The sequence below is a fragment of the Microcella pacifica genome (assembly GCF_009371975.2).
Lineage (GTDB): Bacteria > Actinomycetota > Actinomycetes > Actinomycetales > Microbacteriaceae > Microcella > Microcella pacifica.
Genome location: NZ_VIKT02000029.1, coordinates 1 through 19,729, shown reverse-complemented (window position 1 = coordinate 19,729; position 19,729 = coordinate 1). Strand labels below are relative to the sequence as shown.

General features: G+C 65.8%; 21 protein-coding genes. 13 read left to right on the top strand and 8 right to left on the bottom strand.

What is annotated here, in order from left to right:
* Window positions 1-702: 702 nt before the first annotated feature.
* The 5 genes from FK219_RS12385 to FK219_RS12370 all read right to left on the bottom strand — a co-directional run bounded on the left by FK219_RS12385 (window position 703) and on the right by FK219_RS12370 (window position 4,676).
* Entirely contained in the window at window positions 703-1,434 is a 732-nt protein-coding gene (locus FK219_RS12385) for a helix-turn-helix transcriptional regulator (protein WP_051317669.1), read from the bottom strand.
* Window positions 1,435-1,937: 503 nt separating this feature from the next.
* Window positions 1,938-2,792 carry a helix-turn-helix transcriptional regulator gene (locus FK219_RS12380; protein WP_024476689.1) on the bottom strand — a complete coding sequence of 285 codons (855 nt, stop codon included), beginning with the start codon at window positions 2,790-2,792 and terminating at the stop codon, window positions 1,938-1,940.
* Between the two features lie 49 nt (window positions 2,793-2,841).
* Entirely contained in the window at window positions 2,842-3,531 is a 690-nt protein-coding gene (locus FK219_RS12375; RefSeq protein WP_024476688.1) for an NAD(P)-dependent oxidoreductase, read from the bottom strand.
* Window positions 3,528-3,764, bottom strand: coding sequence for a hypothetical protein (locus tag FK219_RS13495; protein WP_210416824.1), 237 nt, complete (start codon window positions 3,762-3,764; stop codon window positions 3,528-3,530). Before FK219_RS13495 ends, FK219_RS12375 begins: the two co-directional genes overlap by 4 nt.
* Window positions 3,765-3,785: 21 nt before the next feature.
* Window positions 3,786-4,676 (bottom strand): MFS transporter, encoded by an 891-nt coding sequence (locus FK219_RS12370; protein ID WP_197425748.1) that lies wholly within the window; start codon window positions 4,674-4,676, stop codon window positions 3,786-3,788.
* Between the two features lie 174 nt (window positions 4,677-4,850).
* On the opposite strand from FK219_RS12370, the gene FK219_RS12365 reads away from it, so the two are divergent.
* From FK219_RS12365 to FK219_RS12345, 5 genes are all read left to right on the top strand, one after another.
* Complete coding sequence (locus FK219_RS12365) at window positions 4,851-5,435, top strand: TetR family transcriptional regulator (RefSeq protein ID WP_024476687.1); 585 nt, start codon at window positions 4,851-4,853, stop codon at window positions 5,433-5,435.
* 239 nt (window positions 5,436-5,674) lie between these two features.
* Entirely contained in the window at window positions 5,675-9,118 is a 3,444-nt protein-coding gene (gene mobF / locus FK219_RS12360; RefSeq protein WP_200951266.1) for a MobF family relaxase, read from the top strand.
* A 103-nt stretch (window positions 9,119-9,221) separates the two neighbouring features.
* Window positions 9,222-9,458: an addiction module protein gene (locus FK219_RS12355; RefSeq protein WP_024476685.1), complete on the top strand. Its 237-nt coding sequence runs from the start codon at window positions 9,222-9,224 to the stop codon at window positions 9,456-9,458.
* On the top strand, window positions 9,455-9,772 hold the full coding sequence (locus tag FK219_RS12350; protein WP_024476684.1) for a type II toxin-antitoxin system RelE/ParE family toxin: 318 nt from the start codon (window positions 9,455-9,457) through the stop codon (window positions 9,770-9,772). Before FK219_RS12355 ends, FK219_RS12350 begins: the two co-directional genes overlap by 4 nt.
* Window positions 9,664-10,242, top strand: a complete 579-nt coding sequence (locus FK219_RS12345; protein WP_174524654.1) for a relaxase domain-containing protein — start codon at window positions 9,664-9,666, stop codon at window positions 10,240-10,242. The genes FK219_RS12350 and FK219_RS12345 overlap by 109 nt, the downstream gene beginning before the upstream one ends.
* Before the next feature lie 154 nt (window positions 10,243-10,396).
* On the opposite strand, the gene FK219_RS14200 is transcribed toward FK219_RS12345, so the two are convergent.
* Genes FK219_RS14200 through FK219_RS12330 form a run of 3 tightly spaced genes read right to left on the bottom strand, consistent with a single transcriptional unit; the run spans window position 10,397 to window position 12,249 of the window.
* Entirely contained in the window at window positions 10,397-10,579 is a 183-nt protein-coding gene (locus FK219_RS14200) for a hypothetical protein (RefSeq protein ID WP_168212703.1), read from the bottom strand.
* Window positions 10,580-10,628: 49 nt separating this feature from the next.
* A complete protein-coding gene (locus FK219_RS12335; protein WP_152584214.1) occupies window positions 10,629-11,489 on the bottom strand; it encodes an aldo/keto reductase in 861 nt (286 codons plus the stop codon).
* 25 nt (window positions 11,490-11,514) lie between these two features.
* Window positions 11,515-12,249 carry a class II aldolase/adducin family protein gene (locus tag FK219_RS12330; protein ID WP_060958821.1) on the bottom strand — a complete coding sequence of 245 codons (735 nt, stop codon included), beginning with the start codon at window positions 12,247-12,249 and terminating at the stop codon, window positions 11,515-11,517.
* Between the two features lie 113 nt (window positions 12,250-12,362).
* Here FK219_RS12330 and FK219_RS12325 point away from each other — a divergent pair, with 113 nt between their 5' ends.
* The 8 genes from FK219_RS12325 (at window position 12,363) to FK219_RS12290 (ending at window position 18,721) form a co-directional block, all read left to right on the top strand.
* Complete coding sequence (locus FK219_RS12325) at window positions 12,363-13,736, top strand: Rieske 2Fe-2S domain-containing protein (protein ID WP_060958822.1); 1,374 nt, start codon at window positions 12,363-12,365, stop codon at window positions 13,734-13,736.
* Window positions 13,733-14,320, top strand: coding sequence for a 3-phenylpropionate/cinnamic acid dioxygenase subunit beta (locus FK219_RS12320; protein ID WP_005054954.1), 588 nt, complete (start codon window positions 13,733-13,735; stop codon window positions 14,318-14,320). The genes FK219_RS12325 and FK219_RS12320 overlap by 4 nt, the downstream gene beginning before the upstream one ends.
* On the top strand, window positions 14,317-14,643 hold the full coding sequence (locus tag FK219_RS12315) for a hypothetical protein (RefSeq protein WP_005054953.1): 327 nt from the start codon (window positions 14,317-14,319) through the stop codon (window positions 14,641-14,643). The genes FK219_RS12320 and FK219_RS12315 overlap by 4 nt, the downstream gene beginning before the upstream one ends.
* Window positions 14,644-14,646: 3 nt before the next feature.
* Complete coding sequence (locus FK219_RS12310; protein WP_005054951.1) at window positions 14,647-14,844, top strand: ferredoxin; 198 nt, start codon at window positions 14,647-14,649, stop codon at window positions 14,842-14,844.
* Window positions 14,841-16,052 carry an NAD(P)/FAD-dependent oxidoreductase gene (locus FK219_RS12305; RefSeq protein WP_005054949.1) on the top strand — a complete coding sequence of 404 codons (1,212 nt, stop codon included), beginning with the start codon at window positions 14,841-14,843 and terminating at the stop codon, window positions 16,050-16,052. Before FK219_RS12310 ends, FK219_RS12305 begins: the two co-directional genes overlap by 4 nt.
* A 68-nt stretch (window positions 16,053-16,120) precedes the next feature.
* Window positions 16,121-16,906, top strand: coding sequence for an IclR family transcriptional regulator (locus FK219_RS12300; protein WP_231734901.1), 786 nt, complete (start codon window positions 16,121-16,123; stop codon window positions 16,904-16,906).
* A gap of 161 nt (window positions 16,907-17,067) precedes the next feature.
* Window positions 17,068-17,790 (top strand): alpha/beta fold hydrolase, encoded by a 723-nt coding sequence (locus FK219_RS12295; RefSeq protein ID WP_123826659.1) that lies wholly within the window; start codon window positions 17,068-17,070, stop codon window positions 17,788-17,790.
* A 16-nt stretch (window positions 17,791-17,806) separates the two neighbouring features.
* Window positions 17,807-18,721, top strand: coding sequence for an alpha/beta fold hydrolase (locus FK219_RS12290; RefSeq protein ID WP_024476680.1), 915 nt, complete (start codon window positions 17,807-17,809; stop codon window positions 18,719-18,721).
* Window positions 18,722-19,729: the final 1,008 nt, after the last annotated feature.

Genomic DNA, 19,729 nt, shown 5'->3' with positions numbered 1-19,729 from the left:
TCTGCTCGCGCAGCCATCGACAACCTGCTTCCCATACCTCGGATAATGCCCGCCATTCGCGGGCATTCTTATCTGAGGCACGGGAACCCACTCGCGGGCATTCTTCGTGAGGCACGTCGACATCTAGTACCTGGCATCGAGTTGAGGTACTATATGCAGACTTATCCACAGGGAGCTACCTGCGACCGACCCCAAACGGGGTATGTCACGGGGGTGCCGATTCGGTACCCTCGTGAACCGGCTCAACGGTGCCGCAAATTTTGCGGCACCGTTCGCGCCCGTGACGGCCAGCCGAGCGGAGCGAAAGCGCAGGTCCGACGGTGGTGGCGATTCGACACCACCGTGAACGGTCGCGGTGAGGTCGCAGCGGATGCGGCTTGGTTCGCGGGGGCAACGGCGAAACTCCTGGTCGGACGGTGGTGCCAATTTGCCACCACCGTCACGAGAACCACAACGAGCAGCACAGCGGGCCGAGGTCGCAGGCTGGACGGTGTGGGAAATTTTCCCCGACCGTCGCCCCGCGAGTGTGGTGCCGCCGATTCGACGGAACCACCCCGGCCGGGAGTAAAAGCCCTGGTCGCACGGTTCCGGCAATTTGCCGGAACCGTCACCCCCACCCCGACATGCAGGCGCGCCGGAGCGTATCGCGGTCGCGTGGTGGCGGTGCTCATCGTCGGGTTCCTCCGGTCGTGTGGGCAGGTGTCAGTAGGTAGGTGCGCACCCGTTCCCACGGGAGTCGTCGGCGCGTGCGGTGGCGATGCCGACGCCCGGCCCCGCCCGGCTCGCGGACGGTGGGCCGTAGCGCCGGTACTCGATGGGGGTCACGCCCATGTAGCGGCGGAAGATGCGCGAGGCTTGCCCGCAGTGGTGGCACCAGCCGACCCGTTCGGTGATCGTGCCGATGAGCAGATCGGTTTCGCGGATCAGGCGCGCCATCTCCTGTACGCGCAGGATCGACAGGTACACCGGCGGCGTCACCCCGAACGAGTCCTTGAACACCCGATTGAGCTGACTCGGCGACAGGCAGGCGTGCGCGTCCAGTTCGGTGAGCGGCCACTGCCTGGCGATGTTGCTCTGCATGAGCGCCGCCGTGCGCATAATCTCGCGGCGCACCGGCTTGAACTCCCGCCACCGGGGAGGCGCGACCCGCACGGCCCGCTGCCGAGAGGTCAGCGGCGGCACCTCCACCGGCGCGTGACGAACCAGCGGCGCGATGGCGGCGAGCACCGTGAACAGCAGCGCATACGCACGGAAGTAGCCGCGCGGCGATTGGTCTTCGCCGGTGAGTGTGGCGAGTTCATCGAGGATCGGCCCGAGCCGTTCGGCCTGCGATTCTCCGACGCGCAGCACCTGCACCGGATCGGGATACAGGTGAGTTGCGAGGTCGCGTGCGGCTTCGCCGTCCGCGAGCACGTCGAGGTGCTGCCAGAACAACTGCTCGACCAGTAATCGGTATCCACTGCCACTGTCCTCACCGTGACGGTGCCCTCGGGTTCGTACCCGAACTCGACGTTCGGGGCGACCAGCACCACATCACCCACCGACGCCGACCCGCCCGCATCGGCATCGGCATCGGCATCGGTGAGGATGATCGAGCCGTCGCGCACGACCACGAAGCGCACACAGTCATAGGCGGTCGCCGCCAATATGCGACGGTGACGGATGCTGGTGACATAGACGCAACTCCACGGCTCGACCGGCTGCACTATCGCGGGGTGCGGCGACTGCGGCGTCCTTGTAGGCTCATGACCGGTCGGCGTGGTCGCCGGGCGTTCGAGTAGCAGCGACATGACGACCTCCCTTCTCTGACCACCCCCGAGCAACCAGGGGGAAGAACCGGCCTACCAAGCACCGGCGGTCGCGGCGAAGCAGGAGACGAGCAGGCCGGGCGTTTCCCGGTCACTCCGGCACTTTGCCGGGCAGCGCGACCGGCTCGGTCATGGGAGGTCGGTCATGAGCGGGCGCATGTCTCGGTAGCGGCTCGGTGTCACTCCGGTGTGCGCTGTGGATGCTTCTACCGCGCGCGACCGGCTCCGCCACCCCACCCGCTGCCCGGTGGCGGTGACGGTGATGTTCGTCTCGCGTAGGAGCCGCGCCATCTCTTGCACGCGGAGCATCACCAGGTAGGCGGTCGGGGTCTTCCCGAACGTGTCCGTGAACACGCGCACCAGGTGCTTCGGAGAGAGCCGCACCAGGGCTGCCAGTTCCGCGAGCGTCCACGGGTGCGTGATCCGGCTGTGCAGCGCGTCGCGCACCAGCATCGCCTCACGACGCAACGGTTCAGGCACCCGACTTCGAGCGGAGAACGGGCGAGCGCGGGCACGTTGCAGCCGGGTCAGCCGCACCGTCGAGACGCGGATGCACGGCGCGATCACATCGGTGATGAGGAACCAGAGCGCCTGCATCCGATGGAACCGTTCCAGGTACTTGCCCTCGACGGTGAGGGCGACCAGCTCGTCCAGCCACGGCAACAACCGCCCGGCTCGATCCCGGCCCAGGTGCAGTACCTGGGCAGGTTCGGTGTACACCTTTCCCGCGAAGTCGTGGGCGTCGAGGCGGTCGTGCAAGATCGCGGAGTGTTGCCAGAAGAACTGATCCAGCGCCATGTCGGTGTCGATGTAGACCGTCGTATAGGTGACCCGCCCCTCGGGTTCGACGCCGAACAGCACGCTCGGCCCCAGCAGCACCGCGTCGCCAAAGCTGACGGGTTGCTGTCCGAACTCGCTGAACACGATGGCCGTGCCGTCACGGATCACAACGAGCCGGACAACGTTGTACGCCGCCAGGCCCACAGGTCGATGCGTCGTCCGTGTCCGAGCCGACAACGGCGGGGAGATGCGCCTATCCACTCATCGGGTGCTTTTCTGTCAGTTCACTGGGCCATGCGATGAGTTGCGTGCGAGTGTCGTCCTTGGTGGAAGTCTCCGCGACTGCCGCTCCGAAGTCGGCATAACTGATCGCTTGTCGGGTGAACGCAGTCTCGTCTGTGGAAGGGGAGACTCGTTCCCAGCGTGCTGTCGTCGGCCCCTCCGGTTCGTAGACGGGCGGCGGGATCAGATACGCCCATTCTGATCCTGCGTTGCCCGCTTCGAGGTGGTCGCGCAGCATGGCGTGTGCTCTCCCGCGCGGCAGTGTGGGTTCTGGGAACCGGGGGTCTTGCCAGAACCGTCTGTCTCCAGGGAGTCGGAGTGCTCCTGCTCCGCCGACCGTGACGATCCGGGCCGGAGCGCCGTTGGCCTTGGTGCTTGCCTCGATGAGTCGATCATGTACGGCCACGAGTTCGGTCGGGGCGATGTCCTCACGCAGTCGGATCGCGTTCATGACGACGTCGATGCCGTGCATTGCTTGCGTGAGACTGGCGTTCTCAGCGATGTTCACGACCGTGGAGGTCAGCGATGCAGCAGTCTTGGCGAGCCGCGTGGTGTCTGCCGGATCGCGCAGCGCAGCGGTCGCCTCGATGCCTGCGGGGAGATGAGCGAGGATGGCGGCTCCGGTGCGCCCGGTCGCGCCGAGAATCAGGATGCGAGTCATACAGGTACCTCCGAAGCGGGCGTGCGGGTGAGTCGGGCGAACCCGGTGAGGCTGGCGACGGCGAGCACCATGAGCGCGGCGAGACTGACGAGCAGGATCGGGAAGTCCAAGCCCAGGTAGGCAGTGAGTGGGCCGACGCTGGCACCGAGGAACAGCACGAATCCGTTGAGCGCCATCCCACCGGCCCGGTTCGGGGCGGCGGTCTCGCCGAACAGGGTGATCATCGCGGGCACCGCGAGCGCGACCCCAGTGACTCACACGAGACTCGCCAGCGCCGTGCCCGCGAGGGATGCCGAGAGTGCGGCTTCGATCAGCAGCCCAATCGCGGCGAGGGCGAACCCGGCACGTGCAACCCCCGCGCCGCCGAGACGCTTCGCAATAGCGCCCGCGAAGAGGGAGGCGAACATGCCCGGCAGCCCGACGAGGCGGAGCCAGATCACCTGCGATGAGTCCAGGCAGAGGTCGGTCAGGTGCGGGCCGAGGCCGGTGTACATGCCGACGAACGACAACAGCAGCGTTAGGTGCGCGAGGCTCAGTAGCAGCACCGAGGGGCGTGTGGCGACCCTCCCGACTACGGCGAAGCGACGCACCAGGCTCGCATCGTCTCTGCGACTGTGCGGCTCGGTGACGAGCACGGCGACGCCGATCATGCCGAGGCCGAGCATGATGCCGGAGAGGATGAACACCCACTGCCAGCCCAACGTCAGGCTGAGCGCGGAGGCGAGTACTTGGCCTGCGATCCCGGCAACGAGGAATGCCGTCGACATGGCCCCGATCGCCGTTGCCCGACGCTTCAGCGGGGTCGCTTCGGCCAGATACGCGAGCGCAACCGGCGCGAAACTCGACGCCATCACCCCCTGCACCCCGCGCAGCGCAGCAAGCATCGGCACCGTGGAGGCGAAGCCGCAGGCGATGGTCGCGACGGTGAGATACACCAGGCCGATGAGCATGATCCGCTTCCGCCCGTACTGATCGGCCAACGGCCCCCAGATCAGGAACCCGACCGCATAGCACACGCTGAACACCGTCGAGAGCGCGAACGTCACATCAGAGCCGAGTTCCGCACCGATCGGGGCGATCAGCGGGATTGCCGCGTACAACTGCGTGAGCACCAGCAGCGCCGTGACCACGAGCAGCACGACCACGCCGTTCCCTGCCGGGTGCTCGCGCGCCTCGCCTGCTCCCGCTATCTGTTCCGTCGAGTTCGCAGACACCACCACTCCAAATCCAACGTTTCCGTTGGATTTGACTGTAGTAGGCTAACCGCGAAGACGCAACGTGAGCGTTGGGTTTACCGCACGAGACGGGAGGTGGGAACGATGGGCTGGGATGTTGAGGGCAGGAAGCGCCGCATCCTCGACGCGGCGGTGGCCGAGTTCGCCGCGCACGGGCCGCACGGCACGACCATCGAGCGCATCGCCAAGGCCGCCGGGGTGAACAAGGAGCGCGTCTACACGCACTTCGGGGGCAAGGACAGACTTTTCGCCACCGTACTGCGCGAGGAACTGGCGAAGGTAGCCCGCGACGTGCCCGTCGAATCATTCGCAACCGAGGACGTGGGCGACTACGCCGGGCGCGTCTACGACTACCACCGCGAGCACCCCGAACTCGGCAGGCTCATGCGCTGGGAAGGGCTCGTCTTCGACACCGAAGTACCCGACGAGGCCGAGCGGCGCGAATACTACGGATACAAAGTCGCCGCCATGACCGACGGACAGGCCAAGGGCACAGTAACGAGCGACCTCGACGCCGACCACCTGATGTTCCTCGTGCTCTCACTCGCCGGATGGTGGTCAGCGGTACCGCAGGTCGCCCGCATGATCACCGGAGCCGAGAGCGACGCCGAACACGCACGCCGCCGTGCCTCCGTCGTCACCGCTGCCCGAAGACTCATCGGGCAGTAATCAGGTCACGAAGTTCGCCGAGAAGACTAGTCACTTCATCGAACCGAACTCCGAAAGTTCCCTCGAACTTTGTGACGCCAACTCTTGCCAGCGACACTCTGTGCGACGCTCTCGCGCTGACGCTCGGCTCCATCAGTCATCTGCCCCCTATCTCAGTGAGGCACGTATTTTACGGCGGGGCCGTAGTGCGCACCTCTCTCACGAGACGACTCGTGAGGGAGGCCAGAGTGAAGGGTGGAGTGAAGCTGTTCCACGGCAGCGGTGCTGCCGCGCGCGCCTATGTCGAGGCCGACCGCTCCCGCGCTGACGAGTACTACCTCGGCGCAGACCAGGCCGTGGCCGAGTACGCCGTGATCGACGCGACCGGCGAGGTCACCGCTGCTCGGTCGCTGTCGGCGGATGAGTACGAAGCCTGGGTCGATTGGGTGAACCCGGACACCGGGGAGTCGATGGGTACCCCGCGCAAGCCGGGCAAGGTGCGTCGGGGGTCGCCGTTGTTCGCGGAGATGACGATCAACGCGCCGAAGAGCCTGTCGGTCGCCGCCGCACTCCACCCGGACGTGTCCGAGGCGTTGGACGCGACGCAGCGGGATGCGGCGCGGGAGATTCAGCACTTCCTTGGTCAGCATTCGGTCACGTTGGCGGGGCCGCGCGGCGCGCAGGAGGTGCTGCCGGTCGAGCACATGCAGACCGTCGCGATCACGCACAAGACGAGTCGTGCGGGTGATCCGCACCGGCATATCCATTTCCAGATTGGCACGAGGGTGTGGGCGGGCGGGAAGTGGCGGGCGCTGACCACGGCGGCGTTGTTCCAGCAGCAGGGCGCGATCCGTGCTCTCGGTACGGCGGTGATCGCCGCGCACCCCCAGCTCGCCGCCACGCTCTCCGAGCATGGCCTGACCCTCGACCCCGTAAGCGGTGAGGTTGTGGAGTTGGAGCCGTTCAACGCCGTCATGTCGAAGCGGTCGGCGCAGATCAGACGCAACCTGGAACGCATGGAGGCCGAGTGGCAAGCGAAGCATCCCGGCGAGACGCCCGGCCCGGTGTTGACCGCTCGGATGCAGGACGCGGCGTGGGCGTTCCAGCGGCCCGGCAAGAAACCGGCGGACTTGAAGAACGAGCAGTGGTGGCAGCAGGAACTCCGAGACGCCGGCTACCACCCCGAGAGCTTGCAGCACCCCGACACCGTTGCGCCGGCATCGCTGGATGACCTCAGCGTGCAACAGGTCGCCAGTCGTGCGCTGGATCGCTGCGCGGCGGCTGCATCGACCTGGACACCGCACACCGTGCGAGAGCACGTCACCCGCATCACCACCGAGGCAGGCGTGCAAGCGACCCCGGCGGAGTTGCGCGAGTTCATCGACCTCGCCACCGGACTCGCCGCCTCGGATTGTTTCTCGGTGCTGCCGCCGGGCATGGTGCAACCCGAGCACGTCGCCCACCTCACCAGCCTTGGCGTCGTCGCCGCCGAGACCGCACTCCGCGACCAACTCACCGCCGCGACGCCGGAACGGGAGCCGAAGCACCCCGACGTGACCGACGCTGCGCAAGCCGCCGGACTCGACACCGGGCAGACCGTGGCCGCCGCTGCCGTCGCCTCGACCAACCCGCTCGTGATTGTCGAGGGCGCGGCGGGCGCAGGCAAGACCACCATGCTCGGCGTCGCCATCGAGGTTGCAGCCGAGCACGGGCGATCCTCGCGGGTGGTTGCGCCGACGTTGCGTGCGGCGCAGGTCGCCCACGAAGAACTCGGCGTGCCCGCAACCTCCGTCGCGGCGCTCGTGTATGCGCATGGGTGGCGGTGGAACGAGGACGGCGTATGGACACGCCTCGCACCCGGCGACACCGACCCTGCAACCGGGAACATCTACACCGGCCCACCAAACGACGCCGTGCTGTCGCGGGGTGAGCGGGTGATCGTGGACGAAGCGGGGATGCTCGACCAGGACACCGCCCTCGCTCTGCTGACCGTCACCGCCGAGGCAGGCGCGTCGGTCGCGTTCGTGGGCGACCGGGCGCAGCTCCCGGCGGTCGGGCGCGGCGGGGTGCTCGACATGGCCGCCCAGATTCGTGGCCGTACCTACGACATGACCGAACTCCACAGGTTCACCGATGCCGAGTATGCGGCGTTGACGTTGGTCATGCGTGACCGGGAGCACCCCGGCGACGTGTTCGACCGACTCGCCACGATGGGCCTCGTGACCTTGCATGCCGACGAGGAAGCGGCCCGCGAGCACATCACCGCCCACGCCCACGACGGCGAAGCGATCACCGTCGCCACCAACGACGAGGCCACCGAGCTGAACGAGCACATCCGCGCCGGGCGGGTCGAGCGCGGCGAGGTCGACGACACTATGACGACGACCGGCAGCGACGGGCTGAGCATCGGCGCTGGCGACCTGATCCAGACCCGGAAGAACAGCAGCGACCTCGGCGTGGCAAACCGGCAGCAATGGATCGTGCAGCATGTGACCGACGAGGGCAGCGTCTACGCCCGCGAAGTCAGCGGCGGAGGCAAGCACAGCCGCACCGTCGCCCTCCCCGCCGAGTACGTGAGCGAGTGGGCGCACCTGTCGTATGCCGCGACCGCCTACGGCGTCCAAGGCGCAACCGTCGATGCCTCCCACACGGCCTTGTCGGAGGCGACGAGCGCGGCAGGCGTCTACGTCGGCATGACGAGAGGCCGCCAACAGAACCAACTCCACGTCGTCGCCGCTGATATGGCGGATGCGCGGGCGCGGTTCGTTGAGGCGATGGAACGCGACCCGGCAGACCGTGGCCTCGACCACGCCACCGCCCAAGCCATCGACGCCGTGCAAGGCCTCGTCAGCGATGGCCCCGTGCAGCTCATCACCGAAGAACTCGCCCGCCTCACCGCCGAAGCCGAACGAGCCGAACGTGCGGCGGAACGCTGGGAGCAGACCGCTGCCAGGTTCGACGCCCAGCGCGCAACACACAAGACCGAGGACGACGAGCACGCCGACGTGCTCCGCCACGCCGAGGACGAGGCGGCGCGCATCCGTGCCGAAATCGCGGAACCGTTGACGGTGCAGGCCGAGGCAGACGGCACCACCTATCTCGATGCTGTCGAGCGCGAGGCCGCCGCAAGCAGCCGACTCGCCACCGTCGGCAGGCTCGGCAGGCGCAAGGCCCGCGCGGAGCACCGCCAGACGAGCGAGCACACCCGGACGGTTCGGGCACGGGTGCGCGAAACATGGGGCGAACCACCCCGCACCACCGACACCCTGCCCGAGTGGGCGGCACGACAGGCCGAGCGTCGCGCCGAGGCCGATCCCCGCGTGATCGACGCCGCCCAGCACGTCGAGGCCGCGCGAGCCGACCGTGACGAGTTGCGGCAGCGGCACGAGCAGGAACGCCGGGCGTTGCTGGTCAGCGAGTACGGGCCGCAGGCGGTGATGCGCCACCGGGTCGGGATGCGACTGCCGAACCCAGCACAGCAAGCAGGACAGGCGCACCAGCAAGCCACCGCGCTCCGAGCCGAGGCCGACTACCTCCGCGCGCTACCGATCCGCGACGCCGCCGCACGGATCGAAACCACCCGCGCCGAGCACGAAGCAAGGCAGCAAGCACTCGCCGAACGCGAACGGCAACTCCGCGAGCCGACCGAACGCGACCCGCGGCGCAACGACCCGCGACATGACGGGCCAGCACGCGGCCTATGAGCATCAGCAGCACGTCGCGTCGGCGTGACGTTCACAGCAGCCCCGCAACCCGAGCCACAGACGCCCAGCGCGATTGTCGGCCGTTCGACGTACACTTGAATACATGACACCCGACACCGCAACTCTGATCCGAGACGGCCTCGCGCTCGACGCCGATCAGCGCGCGGTCGTCGCTAACGCCCTGCTCGAAAGCCTCCATGATGCAGACGACGAGAGCGAGGTCGATGCAGCCTGGCGTGCCGAGGCTACCCGGCGACTGGCCGAGGTGCGTGAGGGTGCGGTCGATCTGGTGGATGCCGACGAGCACTACGAGCGTTTGCGCGCCTTGCTCACCGCATGACCTTGGCCCAGCGAGAGCACCCCGAGGCCGTCGCGGAGTTCGACGCCGCCGTGCGCTGGTACGAAGACCAGGAGCCAGGGATCGGCCTTGCGCTCATCGACCGAGCAAGGCAAGCCCGGAAAGACCTCGACCAATGGCCGAACGCCGCCCCACCATTCACGACCGCTGACGATGGCACCGTGATCCGCAGCAAGGCCGTTCGCGGATACCCGTACCGCATCGTCTACACGGTGGAGCCGGACACGATCCTGATCCTCGCCTACGCCCACGAGCGCCGCGAACCCGGCTACTGGCTCCACCGGCTGAACGACTGAACAGCACGCCGCCGGGCTCATGGCTCGGATCGGGTCTCGCGTACATTTCTGGCGCCGTCGAACCCGGTGGTGAGGTCAGCGAGGAGCAGCTCCGCCGTCTCATGGGGCACGGCCAGGACCCCAACACGAGCGAACAGTTGGGTCGTCCGTACCGCCGATTCGCAAGCACTGCCGAGCGAGTTGCCCGTCGGCTTGAGAAGCTTCCCGAGACCCTCGCTCCCGCTGATAGGGGTGCACAGGTGGCGTTGATCGAGGCGGAAGAGGCAGGGAAACCGACGGGTGTGTTCGGCGAAGTCGGTGAGGCGGGCGAGGTTCTGTCGGGTCTTGACGGCGAGGTAGCGGCCGTTGACTTTCCGGTCTTCGTTGATCTCAAGCAGGGCTTCGGCGGCATGCTGGCGGACGTAGGGGTCTTCGGCGTCGTCGGCGGCGATCTGTGGCCCAGACTTCGCGAATTCGGGCAGGGGTACTAAAGCCCACCCCCTGTTCCCGATCGGGCACACTGCAGAACTTACTCTCTCCCTCGCCGCCATCTGCAGTGCACGCGACTTCGCGATGGTTTGGACGCGGCTGTCGAGCGAGCCGAAGGTGAGGCGAGCAAGGCAGATCGCGCCTACGTTCGAGCCATCACCTTCGCCGCCGGTCAGTTGCTTCGCGCAGTCGCCGAAGTCCACCGGGCAAGCCTGGCGAGCCGTATTCGTCGGCGGTCTCGAGGCAGCGGTCGTGTGTGCAGCGCATGATGGCGGAGAGCCGGTCCTGCGTGTAGTCGAATGTCCAGGAGCCGCGCGAGGCGTTCTGCTGCGTCTCCAGAGCGCGCTGAATTTACCAGATCGGTGACGATTTTGGTGTTCTTGGTGGACTAATGACCGTTCTCGGGCAGGTCAGAGTCCCGCGCGGCGGCTTCGCCGTTGTCGAGGGACGCAAGCGTGGCCATCTGGTCGGTGCTAAGGCGGAAGTCGAAGACCGAGAGGTTCTCGACCAGGCGTTTGGGGTCTGACGATCTCGGCACCGGCACGAGGCCCTGCTGCACGTGCCAGCGGAGCACCACCTGTGCCGCCGTTCGTCCGACGTCCGCCGCGATCTGCACGATCGTCGGGTTCTCCCGCAGCTCGGGCCCGCGGCCGAGCGGGCTCCAGCTCTCGGTCACGATACCGAGCACCTCGTGCGCGCGTCGAGGAACGGTACGGGCGATGTCGGGGCTGAGCTGGATCTGGTTCACGTCGGGCACGACCCCGGTCGCGTCGATGATGGAGGCGAGGTGGGCCGGTTTGAAGTTGGAGACGCCGATGGCTTTGACCCGCCCCTCCTCCAACAGCTTGACGAGACCCTTCCAGGCGTTGACGTAACGGCCTTGAGCCGGGACCGGCCAGTGGCAGAGGAAGAGGTCGAGGTGGTCCACCCCGAGCCGCTCGAGACTATCGTCGTAGGCGCGCTGGACGCCGTCGACGCTGTGCGACTCCTTGTTGAACTTGCTGGTGATGAAGATCTCGTGGCGGGGCAGCCCGGAGTCATGGATCCCCCGCCCGACGGCGACCTCGTTGCTGTACTTGAATGAGGTGTCGATGAGCCGATAGCCGCTCTCGATGGCGACGCGCACGACCTCCTGGCATTCATCGCCGACCATCGGCCAGGTGCCGAGGCCGAGTGACGGGATTCGGTGGCCGTGCAGGAGGGGGAGCAGGGGCGCTGGGGGCGCAGGTTCGAGCTCTTCTGTAGTCATCGGTCGGTGGTCCTATCGTTGGTCGCTATCGGATGCCGAGGCCGGCGTGTTCGAGGTCGGCGAGATGGAATCGCCAGACGTGCTGTTCGTTGAAGGCCGGTCCGAGATCGGGCAGATCGTCGAGGTCGGCCGGCGCCACAGCGGCCGGCGTCACACCAGCCTGAAGGACCTGCAGCTGGATGCGAGCGAGGGCGTCGACGTTGATCGCGTTGATGACGGCGGATTCGACACTCGATCCTGTCGCCGTGAGCCCGTGGCCACGGAGTAGGCAGACCGGGCGATCGCCGAGGGCGTCGACCATGGCGCTGCCGAGCGCGTCCGAGCGGATCAAGACCGACCGGGCAAAAGTGGGGATGCCCGCCAGAGCCATTCGCATCGCCGGGATGTTGTAGGCACCCACCACGCCCAGAAGAGGGACACCGATCAGCGTCAATGCGACGACGGCTGGCGGGTGGGCGTGCACGACCGCGCTCACATCCGGGCGTGCGCGGAGGGTGGCGAGATGCAATGGCAGCTCGTTCGGCGCCGAGTATCCGTCGGGCAGCTCGGTACTCCCATCGAGGCGGACCAGGTGGATGTCGTCGGGCTGCGTGAACTTCAGCCCGCGTTCTTCGCGGCCTCTGCAGCGCACGAGCAGGGAGTCTTCGCCCACTCGAAGGCTGATGTGCCCCAGGATGTCGTCCACGAGCCCTCGCAGAGCGAGGATGCGGCATCCCTCGGCGACGAGCAGCCGTTCCTCTGAGTAGTCGGTCACCTGCATTCCGTGCTTCTCCAATCGATCCGGTGGTCGTTCTCCAATTGACCGCTTCCGCACATCAGAGTACATTTCTGCTAGACAGATAACAATCCATACTTCGACGGAGCGTTCAAGATATGACAGACCACACGATCTACGACGATGTCAGACGCGGCATGATCCCTGCCCACATCTACAACGACGAAGAGATCTTCGCGCTCGAGCGGGAGCGCTTGTTCAGTCGCGCGTGGATCTTCGTGGGTCACGAATCAGAGATCCCTCAGCCCGGCGACTACGTGGTGCGGCGAGTGCTCGACGACTCGTTCATCGTGGTGCGCGACGAGAGTGGCTCCGTCAAGGCGATGTTCAACATGTGCCTGCACCGAGGAATGCAGGTGTGCCGGGCGGAAATGGGCAACGCCTCGCACTTCCGCTGCCCGTATCACGGCTGGTCGTACCGCAACGACGGACGAATCGTGGGGCTGCCGTTCCACGAAGAGGCGTACGGTGGCGAGGCTGGCTTCAATCGCAAGGGAGCCCGCCTGCTTCCGGCGCCGAGCCTCGACAGCTACAACGGGTTGATCTTCATCAGCATGGATCCGGATGCGCCACCGCTGATCGACTACCTCGGCGATTTCGCTTTCTATCTCGACTACTACACGAAGCAGAGCTCCTCGGGCATCGAGCTCCGCGGCCCGCAGCGCTGGCGGGTGAAGGCGAACTGGAAGATCGGCGCAGAGAACTTCGCCGGCGACATGTACCACACGCCACAGACCCACACCTCGGTGGTCGAGATCGGCCTCTTCCGCGAACCGAAGGCGGAGAAGCGTAAAGACGGCAACACGTACTGGGCGGGCAACGGCGGAGGCACGACCTACAAGCTTCCGGAGGGAACGCTCGAGGAGCGGCTGCGCTACGTGGGCTACCCCGACGAGATGATCGACCGGATGAAGGAGGTCTGGTCCCAGGACCAGCTCAATGTGATCGGCGAGAACGGCTTCATGATCTCGGCGGCCTCGATCTTCCCGAACATGAGCTTCGTGCACAACTGGCCGAAGGTGGAAGACGGCGACGACGTGCTCCCGTTCATCTCGATCCGTACCTGGCAGCCGATCAGCGAGAACGAGACCGAGGTGCTTTCCTGGTTCGCCGTCGACGCAGCGGCACCGGAGGAGTTCAAGGCTCTGTCGTACAAGGCGTACCTGATGTGCTTCGGCAGCACGGGGATGTTCGAGCAGGACGATGTGGAGAACTGGGTGTCCCTTACGAACACCGCGAAAGGGAATATGGCGCGGCGCTTGCTGCTGAACAGCCGGATGGGCGTGCTGAAAGACGGCAGATTCGTCGTGGAGCCGCTCGGACCGGACGCGTTCTCTGGCCCGGGCGTGGCCCACGTCGGTTACGGAGAGTACAACCAGCGGCATCTGCTCGAGCGCTGGGCGGACTACCTCGAGACGGAGCCGACCGCGCTGATCATCTCGTCGGTGGGGATGCCGGAGGGGCTGTCATGACCGAGGCGCGCTGGGTTCGACTGAAAGAGTCGCCGCTCGGAGCACATACGACCAAAGCCACGCGGGTGGGGAGTTCGTTGTCGTTCTCGGACGGCCTGCATCTGGAGACGCACAGGTGGCTCGTCGAAGAGGCATACATCCTCGACGAGCAGCGGTACGAGGACTGGCTCGACCTCATCGCCGACGATGTGCACTACATCATGCCCGTGCAGGTCACTACCGCGCTCGGCGCCGGGTACTCGACGTCTCCGGGCATGGCGCATTGGGACGAGAACAAGTACTCCCTGAGCCGGCGGGTCGCCCGCTTCCTCACGGAACACGCCTGGACAGAGGATCCGCCCTCCCGGCTCCGTCACTTCGTCACGAACGTGCGCACCTTCGAGAGCGACGTCCCGGGCGAGGTCGTCGTCGATTCTGCGGTGCTTCTTTTCCGCAGTCGCGGCGACGTGCACGAGCCCGCGGTGATCTCGGCCGGCCGCGAAGACGTTCTGCGACGTGTCGGCGGCGGGTTGCAGCTCGCACGCCGAACCATCACGGTCGACGAGTCGGTCTTGCGCACACAGAATCTGGCGATCTTCCTATGAAACTCGAATGGGAAGGCGAAGAGGACGACCGCATCGCGGCCATCGCAGCAGCAGACGAACGTCAGCGGCTCGAAGACCAGCGGGTAGGGGCTCCGATCTCGATCGCCAATGAGTTCTCGGAGATCCGGGTATCTCGCGTGGAGACACGCAACGGCTCCCGGCTCCTGATCGAGTCGCCGCGATCCGGGCAGTGGGTCGCTCTCGATCCGCTCGAGCTCGAGGCGCTGACCTGGCAGACTACGGCGACGTTCTCCGCCATGATCGCCCAACCGTTCGCACCGATGTTCCCTGAGATAACGCCTGAAGAAGCAGGAGAGGAGTGACACATGCCTGTCGTGAAAGCGGATCTCGGGCTCTGTCAGGGCTACGCCAACTGCATCATGGCCGCGGGAGACTATTTCGATCTCGATGACGACGGCGTCGTGATCCTGCTCAGAACAGAGGTCGACGAGGCCGACCGGAAACGGGTCACCGAGGCGGCGAACAGCTGCCCGGTTTCCGCGCTCCGGGTGGAAGACGAATGACGACAGCGATTGTCGGTGCGTCGATCGCGGGGGTACGGGCCGCGCAGGCGCTTCGGGCAGAGGGGTATCGCGGAGACGTTGTGCTCATCGGCTCCGAGCCCGTGCTGCCCTACGACAAGCCGCCGCTGTCGAAGGGATACCTCGTCGGTGCAGGTGCAGCCGAGGTCACGCTCCTCACGGCGGCGGAGGCGCTCGAGCTTAACATCGACCTTCGTCTCGGTGTGCCGGCGGTAGGTCTGGACCGTGCGTTGTCGGAGCTCCGGCTGGCGAATGGACGGCGGGTCGGCTTCGATGACCTCGTGGTGGCGACCGGCGTCCGCGCGCGGCCGTCGCCGTGGGGTGAAGGCGAGGGAATCCATGTGCTGCGGACACTCGACGACGCAGACCGGCTGCGCGCCGAGCTAGTTCCCGATCGCAGGATCATCGTCATCGGAGCGGGCTTCATCGGCGCCGAGGTCGCCGCGACCGCTCTTGGGCTCGGAGTCGATGTCACCCTGGTCTCGGCGACACGCGACCTGATGTCACGCCGGCTCGGTGACGAGATTGGCGCCCTCTTCTCGCAGAAGCACTCCCGGCATGGCGTACATGCGGTTCTCGGACGGACGGTCGCGCAGATCGACGGTGCGAAGGGAGACTTCCGCGTGCTCCTGGATGACGGTTCCGAGCTCCACGGTGATGTCGTCGTCATCGGCATCGGGGCAGTGCCGAACGTCGAATGGCTCGAGGACTCAGGGCTCGAGATCGACGACGGTCTCGTCTGCGACGAATTCCTCACGGCACTCGGCGCCCCGGAAATCCATGCGATCGGCGATGTTGCGCGGTGGCGGCATCCGGTTCGCGGCGATCTCACCCGTCTTGAGCACTGGACGAATGCGGTCGACCAGGCGCGCTGTGTCGCGCACAACATCGCTCATCCCGACGACCGACGCTCATATCTGCCTGTCGAGTATGTCTGGAGTGACCAGTTCAACTGGAAGCTGCACATCGTCGGTCGCACGACGGCAGTCAACCCCGAGATGGTGACGGACCCTCGAACACCCGACCGGATCGCGTCTCTGTACTCTCAGAATGGTCTGTCATTCGACGGGGCAGTGGTACTGAATTGGCCCCGCGCTCTCGTCGAAGTCCGCCGGTCCATCGCAGCGGGATCGTCGCTTTCCGACGTTCGTGTACGACTGGGCCGGCTGCTCGAATCGGCGTCCGGATAGACCTGGACGGGATCGCCTTGCCCTTGATGGCGGCCCTGAGGGCCGGCAGGAACGATACAGTTTCTGTTGTGCAGAGAAATAGAGCAGCCGACGGAGTCGATGCGGCTCCGCAATACCCGATCGAGTCGGTCGACAATGCCCTGAAACTCCTGCTCCTGCTCGGTGAGAAGAACGAACTTCGACTGACGGACGCCAGCAAGCACCTGGGTGTCGCGACCTCAACGGCGCATCGCATCCTCGCGATGCTTCAATGGCGAGGATTCGTGCGGCAAGACCCGCGAACGAAGACATACGGGCCAGGGCCGTCGTTGACCACGATCGCCTTCTCGGTGCTGAGAAAGATGGACATCCCGCAGATCGTGCAACCGATCCTCGAGGAACTCAGCCACCAAGCCGGCGAGACGGTTCACCTCGGCACGCTCGACGGCAACTCCACTCGCTTTCTCGCAGTCTCGGAACCGACGACGGCGGTGCGAGTCGCTTCACGGTTGGGCAAGGAGATGCCGGCCCATTGCACCTCCACGGGAAAGGTTCTCCTGGCGCAGCTCCCGCGAGAACAATTGGACCGTCTCTACCCCGACGAGCAACTCTCACAGGTGACTCCGCAGTCGATCCGTACCAAGACCGAGCTCCTCGCACAACTGGATCTTGTCGCGAAGCAGGGCTATGCAACGAACCGGGAGGAGAGCGAGGAGGGCGTGGCCTCGGTGGCCGTGGCCGTTCCCTCGGCGAGCGGGCTGCGGTTGGCGATCAACGCATCTGCCCCGGTGTTCCGCTTGCCTCCCCGCAAGGTGAAGACCCTCGTCGCACTCCTCGATGAGGCAGCCGTACGTCTGGCCGACCTGACCTCCTGAAGGCTCGTCGTCTCTTTCCCCTGCGACCTGGTGCAGGGGTCGTTCGGCGCGTTCTGAAGAGAGCTCGAGCCATGCTGGACTGTTGGCGCCGCGCAAGCTATTGTGTCTTCTAGTTAGGAACAAGTTCTGCTCAGCAGATAAATATGAGAAGAGGATGATCAATGCAGATCGTACTGGTGCACGGCGGATGGGTAGGCGGCTGGGCGTGGGACGGCGTCGCCGACGAATTGCGCAGAATGGGGCACGAGGTGATCGCGCCGACGCTGCGCGGTCTCGAAGACGGTGACGTGGACCGCTCCGGCGTCACGATGAGCATGATGGCGCGCGATCTGATCGATCAGGTAAGAGAGCTCACCCAGCTCGACATCGTGCTCGTCGGTCATAGCGGCGGAGGTCCGCTCATCCAACTCGTCGCTGAGGCGATGCCCGAGCGCATCGGCCGGGTCGTCTTCGTCGACGCCTGGGTGCTGCGCGACGGCGAGACCATTAACGACGTGCTCCCCGATCCGTTGGTCGCAGCGATGAAGGCGCTTGCGAGTCAGTCCGACGACAACACCATCGTCATGCCGCCTGAGCTCTGGGCCGCGTCTATGCAGGACATGTCCCCGTTCGAGCAGCAGCAGCTCGCCGCGCTCGAGCCGAGGCTCGTCCCAACGCCGGCAGGCTGGTCCTCTGAGCCGATCCGCCTCGACCAGTTCTGGGCGAGCAGCATCCCGTCAAGTTATGTGTTCCTCGCTCAGGACCAGGCCGTTCCCGCTGAGATCTACCAGGCCGCGGCCGGGCGGCTTGATAGTCCGCGCACGATCGAGATCGACGGAAGCCATTTGGTGATGCTCACGCATCCGGAGAGGCTCGCACGGGCCCTCGACGCCGTCATTGCCTAACAGGCCTGGGGAAGCTATGGATTCGATTTCACGCCCAGACGACGTCGCGCCGATCTCGTACACCGAACTGGCGCCGTCGGGTGCGCCTGCTCGGTGGATCGTCCTCGTGCACGGGGGTGGTGTCTCGAAGGAGTGCTATCTCGAGACGCCCGACGGCCGACAGGGCTGGGCGGCACGATTGGTATCGCTTGGCTACGGTGTGCTGGTGGTGGACTGGCTGGGGTTGTCCTATGAGGCGGCCCAACACGTCGATGATCGTGCGGCGTCTGCGCGGCTGGACTATGAGAGCGTGTGCCGAGGGATGGGCGTGTTCCTCTCTGGTCTCGGCCGGAACGTCGTGCTGGTCGTGCACTCGATGGCAGGTCCGATTGGCTTCCGCCTCCTAGAGACGCATGGCGATCTCATCGACGGGCTCGTAGCCGTCGCTCCGGGCCCGCCTGGAAATGTACAGGCGGTGCCCGAGATCGTGAGGGAGTCCGACCAGGAGGTCTCCATCCGTGGAGCGGCCATCGACTGGACCATCCCGAAGATGGGTTTCTGGGAACCCACAAGCGCCTTCGTGAACGACAAGGCCATCGGACCCAGCCGGCGGTTCCCCCGCGAGTGCATCGAGGTGTTCCGCCGCACCCTTCGGCCGATCCCGGCCCGGATGCTTTATCAGCGTCAGAACATCGGTGGGAGCCAAATGAGGATCGGGCCGACCGACGCGTTCACGAACAAGCCGATTCTCGTCTTCACGGGTGGAGCCGATACCGACCACCCCTCGCAGCTGGATCAGGACATCGTGGCCTGGCTCACCGATCAGGGCGCCGCCGTCACCTTCTGGTCGTCCGAACTGCCTGTTCTCGCTGGGAACGGCCACATGCTGATGGTCGAAGACAATAGCGACGAGCTCGCTGACGAGATCGCGCGGTGGATCACGGCGCTCTGACTCGCCACCGTATCGTCCCGGCCATTATTTCAGCCGACCCGACGTCCCCAACAGCGGAGGAGAACGCCAGTCGTTTCCTTCGTGTCACTCGAGGGAACGCTGTGCCAGCTCGTTGCCGACTACGACTTGGTCGATCGGGCCCTTGCTCGAACTCCTCATTTCATACGTCTGGCGATGGACTCAAGGGAGATGTTCGCCGACGGCCGCGTGCAACTCCAGGTCATCGGTGGACAGCTGAGGCGTCTGCCACGACGCATCGAGACGATCGGTTCGCAGCTCGAACGGAACGTTCGGGCTGAGCATAAGGATGTTCCGAGACCTCCAGGAACGCGGATGGATCGGTTCGTTGGTCGGGGAGCTGACGACCACCCTGGTTGGCGTGGCGCTTATCGTCGCTGCGGTGCTACTTTCGGTCTCGGGGGGTGGCCCCCAGCTCGCCCCGACGTCGCACTCCTACCGTTCCTAGGGGCGGGGTGGTCGGCCTCGCGGGCAGGCTCCTCGTGCTGAGGCCGCTGCGCACCTCCTTGATGCGCACCACGCTGATCGCCGGATCCTGGCAAACTATCCCGCGACGCGAATTCGCAGGGGGTGTCGGCGCGACTTTCGATCGACGTACAGTGCCGTCCGTTAACAAACGATCGGTTCGTGCGACCGAACTGTCGAACGCCTGTGCATCGCTGCGGCGAGTTCCTCATGGCGCAGTACCTGGGTTTCGCTTCCGGAAGAAGATTTCACGAACCCCAGCGACACGGTGTTGCGGTGACGTTCGACGAAAGAGAAGAAGGATGGCCCGGCGAATCCCAATCGCGCGAAGTCTCGCCTTCGAAATGACAGAAGCGCTCCTGTGCTCGCGCGTCGGTTACTTCGCACCTTCTAGGTGTGACGTTATCAATTAGGGTGATGACGACCGGTGACGGGTACCGGTACCTGCTGAACTCTGTCGTGTCCGGTGTCGACAACGCTCGAAAATTGGACAGTATCGACGCTTGAAAAGTGAACACTCGACGA

Coding starts and splice junctions, on each gene's coding strand:
- FK219_RS12375 (WP_024476688.1), bottom strand. CDS start 3,531: ATGACTCGCATCCTGATTCTCGGCGCGACCGGGCGCACCGGAGCCGCC.
- FK219_RS12365 (WP_024476687.1), top strand. CDS start 4,851: ATGGGCTGGGATGTTGAGGGCAGGAAGCGCCGCATCCTCGACGCGGCG.
- FK219_RS12355 (WP_024476685.1), top strand. CDS start 9,222: ATGACACCCGACACCGCAACTCTGATCCGAGACGGCCTCGCGCTCGAC.
- FK219_RS12350 (WP_024476684.1), top strand. CDS start 9,455: ATGACCTTGGCCCAGCGAGAGCACCCCGAGGCCGTCGCGGAGTTCGAC.
- FK219_RS12335 (WP_152584214.1), bottom strand. CDS start 11,489: ATGACTACAGAAGAGCTCGAACCTGCGCCCCCAGCGCCCCTGCTCCCC.
- FK219_RS12330 (WP_060958821.1), bottom strand. CDS start 12,249: ATGCAGGTGACCGACTACTCAGAGGAACGGCTGCTCGTCGCCGAGGGA.
- FK219_RS12325 (WP_060958822.1), top strand. CDS start 12,363: ATGACAGACCACACGATCTACGACGATGTCAGACGCGGCATGATCCCT.
- FK219_RS12320 (WP_005054954.1), top strand. CDS start 13,733: ATGACCGAGGCGCGCTGGGTTCGACTGAAAGAGTCGCCGCTCGGAGCA.
- FK219_RS12315 (WP_005054953.1), top strand. CDS start 14,317: ATGAAACTCGAATGGGAAGGCGAAGAGGACGACCGCATCGCGGCCATC.
- FK219_RS12310 (WP_005054951.1), top strand. CDS start 14,647: ATGCCTGTCGTGAAAGCGGATCTCGGGCTCTGTCAGGGCTACGCCAAC.
- FK219_RS12305 (WP_005054949.1), top strand. CDS start 14,841: ATGACGACAGCGATTGTCGGTGCGTCGATCGCGGGGGTACGGGCCGCG.
- FK219_RS12295 (WP_123826659.1), top strand. CDS start 17,068: ATGCAGATCGTACTGGTGCACGGCGGATGGGTAGGCGGCTGGGCGTGG.
- FK219_RS12290 (WP_024476680.1), top strand. CDS start 17,807: ATGGATTCGATTTCACGCCCAGACGACGTCGCGCCGATCTCGTACACC.